Source organism: Saccharomonospora iraqiensis subsp. iraqiensis (assembly GCF_000430445.1).
GTDB lineage: Bacteria > Actinomycetota > Actinomycetes > Mycobacteriales > Pseudonocardiaceae > Saccharomonospora > Saccharomonospora iraqiensis.
This window is the reverse complement of sequence record NZ_KE387063.1, coordinates 3,861-7,118: the sequence shown is the minus strand read 5'-3', so window position 1 is coordinate 7,118 and position 3,258 is coordinate 3,861. Positions and strand designations below refer to the sequence as shown.

The 3,258-nt window shown below is 69.5% G+C and carries 6 protein-coding genes and 1 pseudogene; 4 read left to right on the top strand and 3 right to left on the bottom strand.

From position 1 onward, the window contains the following. The 3 genes and pseudogenes from ACTIR_RS21930 to ACTIR_RS0105600 form a co-directional block, all read left to right on the top strand. Positions 1 to 337: pseudogene (locus tag ACTIR_RS21930) on the top strand (hypothetical protein); the annotation flags it as partial. Between the two features lie 118 nt (positions 338 to 455). Next, complete coding sequence (locus ACTIR_RS0105605) at positions 456 to 821, top strand: ArsR/SmtB family transcription factor (RefSeq protein WP_034238571.1); 366 nt, start codon at positions 456 to 458, stop codon at positions 819 to 821. Positions 822 to 825: 4 nt separating this feature from the next. Beyond that, positions 826 to 1,311 (top strand): SRPBCC family protein, encoded by a 486-nt coding sequence (locus tag ACTIR_RS0105600; protein ID WP_026453536.1) that lies wholly within the window; start codon positions 826 to 828, stop codon positions 1,309 to 1,311. A 210-nt stretch (positions 1,312 to 1,521) separates the two neighbouring features. Here the strand turns inward: ACTIR_RS0105600 and ACTIR_RS0105590 are convergent, their stop codons facing one another. From ACTIR_RS0105590 to ACTIR_RS0105580, 3 genes are all read right to left on the bottom strand, one after another. Further along, complete coding sequence (locus ACTIR_RS0105590) at positions 1,522 to 1,935, bottom strand: type II toxin-antitoxin system death-on-curing family toxin (RefSeq protein WP_026453534.1); 414 nt, start codon at positions 1,933 to 1,935, stop codon at positions 1,522 to 1,524. Further along, the gene (locus ACTIR_RS0105585; RefSeq protein WP_026453533.1) at positions 1,935 to 2,138 is read right to left on the bottom strand and encodes a CopG family transcriptional regulator; all 204 of its coding nucleotides are present in this window, start codon (positions 2,136 to 2,138) and stop codon (positions 1,935 to 1,937) included. The genes ACTIR_RS0105590 and ACTIR_RS0105585 overlap by 1 nt, the downstream gene beginning before the upstream one ends. 73 nt (positions 2,139 to 2,211) lie before the next feature. Beyond that, positions 2,212 to 2,937: an SDR family oxidoreductase gene (locus ACTIR_RS0105580; protein ID WP_026453532.1), complete on the bottom strand. Its 726-nt coding sequence runs from the start codon at positions 2,935 to 2,937 to the stop codon at positions 2,212 to 2,214. A gap of 84 nt (positions 2,938 to 3,021) precedes the next feature. Between ACTIR_RS0105580 and ACTIR_RS0105575 the strand changes: the two genes are divergently transcribed. Continuing rightward, positions 3,022 to 3,258: helix-turn-helix domain-containing protein (locus ACTIR_RS0105575; RefSeq protein ID WP_026453531.1), on the top strand; the 237-nt coding region annotated here is incomplete at its 3' end.

The following is a 3,258-nucleotide window of genomic DNA, read 5'->3' as shown; positions in this document are numbered from 1 at the left end:
CGCCCCGGCGGAGCGGACCGACGACGGGGCCGCCGCGGGCCCTGCGGACGCCCGGGCCGCGCTGGACGTGGTCGCACTCGACGAGGGGATCCTGGCCCCGGTGCTCGGGATCGGCCGGGTCGACGCGGACACCGACGTCACGCCGTTCCACGACGACGAGGACCCGGCCGAGATCCAGCGCTGGTGCGCCCGGCACGACGCGATGGCCTTCCTGCTGCACCCGCCGGACGTGGAGCAGGTGATGGCTGTCGCCGACGTGGGAGCGGTGATGCCCCCGAAGTCCACCTTCTTCACGCCGAAGGCGGGCACGGGCCTGTTCATCCGCGAGCTGGCCTGAGCCCGCTCCTCCTGTTCGGCTCGGTCCGACGGCGATCCGGCCGGTCACAGGCCCCGCCTGCGCACGTCTCCGAGCGGACCCCGCCGTCCAACTTGACGATACACAACCGTTTGGTTGTATGATTGCTCGTGTGACCGAGAGCGACGAGGACCGGGCCGATGCCCTGTTCCACGCGCTCGCCGACCGCACCCGCCGGGACATCCTGCGCAGGGTGCTGGCCGGGGAGCACTCGGTCTCCGGGCTCGCGGCGAACTACGACATGAGCTTCGCCGCGGTGCAGAAACACGTCGCCGTCCTGGAAAGGGCCGGGCTGCTCGTCAAGCGGCGCAGCGGTCGCGAGCAACTGGCCAGCGGGGACGTGACGGCGGTGCGGTCGGTGGCGTCCATGCTCACCGAGCTGGAGCAGATCTGGCGTGGCCGTATCGCGCGCATCGACGAACTGATCGCAGCCGACCCCACGGCCGGCCTCAACGAGGAGGAATGACCCGATGCCCGTCATCGACACCGAGCACGACCTGGACAACCGGACCCTGACCATCACCGCCGAGTTCGACGCACCCGTGCGGCGCGTCTGGCAGGTCTACGCGGACCCGCGCCAGCTCGAGAAGATCTGGGGCCCGCCGACCTACCCGGCCACCGTGGTCGAGCACGACCTCACCCCCGGTGGGCGGGTGCACTACTACATGACCAGCCCCGAGGGCGAGAAGTTCGCCGGGTACTGGGTGGTCACCGCGGTCGACGAACCGCGCAGCTTCTCCTTCGAGGACGGATTTTCCGATCTCGACTTCAACCCGAACCCGGAGCTGCCGGTCTCGACCAACGTCTACACCTTCACCGAACACGACGGCCGCACGCGGGCGACCTACGTGTCGACCTTCGCCAGCGCGGAGGCCCTGCAGCAGGTGCTGGACATGGGCATCATCGAGGGCGCCACCGGCGCGATCAACCAGATCGACGGATTCCTCGCGTCCTGAGCCGCCGGGACAGGAGCACGCGCCGGCCGCGCCGCAGGGGTGTTTCGACGAGATCTCCGACGTGCCGTCACCGTTCCCACGCGGCGAGTTCAAACTCCGGTCACGGCTCGGAGAACGAGTCGGGCACGGTGTACGGGACGAAGCCGAACTCGCGGTCCGGCGCTTCCTCCGCAGGGGAAAATCGCGGGACCACCGTATCGATCCCAGAAATCATACGTCGGTCCCGGTTTCCTCCGGACACCGTTGCCGCGCGACGTCCGATCCGACCCACGCGGCGAGACGCAAGGCTGCTTCGGTGTAGTCAACGGCACCGGTAGAGACCCCGATGACCAGGTCGTATGCGTCATCTTCCGGAGCGTCCAGGTCGAGTCCGTTCAATCCGTAGAACGTGAACGCGGCCATCCAGGCCAGCCGCTTGTTCCCGTCGACAAGCGGATGATTACGCGCGAGAGACTCCAGCAGAACGGCTGCCTTCTCGTGCAGGGTCGGATAGGCGTCCTGACCGAACATGGACGCCCGCGAACGGTGTGCAGCAGCATCGAGCAGCCCCGGATCACGGACGTCAGGCACACCCAGATCCGCCGCGAGAACCAAAAGATCCTCGAGCGTGAGGTACTCCACCATCATTGCGCGAGGCGGTCCAGGAGAGTGGCATAGCGATCCCGGCCTTCCCGGGAAAGCGCCCGCACGCGATCGTCCCGGACGCGCCGGGCCGCCGCTTCGGTGATCGCGCGTGCGGCAGCCTCCTGTTTACTGACACCCTCGGCTTCCGCCAACAACGCCAGGGCGCGCTCCTGCTCCTCGGTCAACCGGAGAGTCATCGCCATGGCACGATGCTACCACTCTGATATCAAGATCACACCGTGAAGCGGAGCGAACCGGTCCGGCGCCCGGACGTGGTCACCAGGGGACGACACCCTCGTCGTTGAAGAAGCCGCCGCGGGGTCCGTCGTCCGGCAGGGTGGCGAGCCGGACCGCGACCGCGGCGCCCTGCTCGGGCGTGCGCACCCCGTTGAAACCGGTGAACTCGGTCGCGACGTAACCGGGGCAGCCGGCGTTCACGAGGATGTTCGTGTCCGCGAGGCTGCGGGCGTACTGGGCCGTGATGCTGTTGAGCATCGACTTCGACGGCGCGTACGCCGCCAGGACCGGCCCGGTCTGCCGGGTCAGCGAACCCATGTCGCTGGACATGTTGACGATGCGCGGCGACTCCGCACGGCGGAGCAGCGGCAGCATCGCGTTGGTCACCCGGACGACCCCGAACACGTTCGTGTCGAGGACGGTGCGGACGACGTCGAGGTCGAGCGTCGTCGGGTCCTGCGCGCCCCCGTCGGTCCGGCCGGAGATGCCCGCGTTGTTGACGAGCACGTCGAGCCGCCCCGCCGTCCGCTCGACGGTCGCCGCCGCCGCGGCGACACTCTCGTCGGAGGTGACGTCGAGGGCGAGGCCGAACGCGTCGACGCCGGCGGCGCGCAGTTTCCCGACCGCCTCCTCGCGCCGGACGTCGTCGCGGGCCCCCACCGCGACCGCGAAGCCGAGCTCCCCGAGCCCCCGGGCGATGGCGAAACCGATTCCCTTGTTCGCGCCGGTGACCAGCGCCGTCTTCGTGTCGTTCACGCCCTCCATGGTCGACGGGCCGCGCACCCGGCGTCCAAGACCGATCCGGTACGCCGTGATACTCACCAGGTATCACCGCGTAGGCTCCGTGTCGTGGACGAGCTGGAAACCCGCGAGCTCCGGTACTTCGTCGCCGTGGCCGAGGAGCTGCACTTCGGTCGCGCCGCCGAGCGGCTCGGGATCGCCCAACCGCCGCTGTCCCGTGCGATCGGCCGACTCGAAAATCGGCTCGGTGTCCGGCTCCTCGACCGGGACCGTCGGGGCGTGGCACTCACCGACGCGGGCAGGGTGTTGCTCCGCGACGCCGCGGCGGCCCTCGACGCGGTCGCG

Excerpts from the sequence above, each read along its gene's own strand:
- ACTIR_RS0105605 (WP_034238571.1), top strand. The coding sequence starts at position 456 with ATGATTGCTCGTGTGACCGAGAGCGACGAGGACCGGGCCGATGCCCTG.
- ACTIR_RS0105600 (WP_026453536.1), top strand. The coding sequence starts at position 826 with ATGCCCGTCATCGACACCGAGCACGACCTGGACAACCGGACCCTGACC.
- ACTIR_RS0105590 (WP_026453534.1), bottom strand. The coding sequence starts at position 1,935 with ATGGTGGAGTACCTCACGCTCGAGGATCTTTTGGTTCTCGCGGCGGAT.
- ACTIR_RS0105585 (WP_026453533.1), bottom strand. The coding sequence starts at position 2,138 with ATGGCGATGACTCTCCGGTTGACCGAGGAGCAGGAGCGCGCCCTGGCG.
- ACTIR_RS0105580 (WP_026453532.1), bottom strand. The coding sequence starts at position 2,937 with ATGGAGGGCGTGAACGACACGAAGACGGCGCTGGTCACCGGCGCGAAC.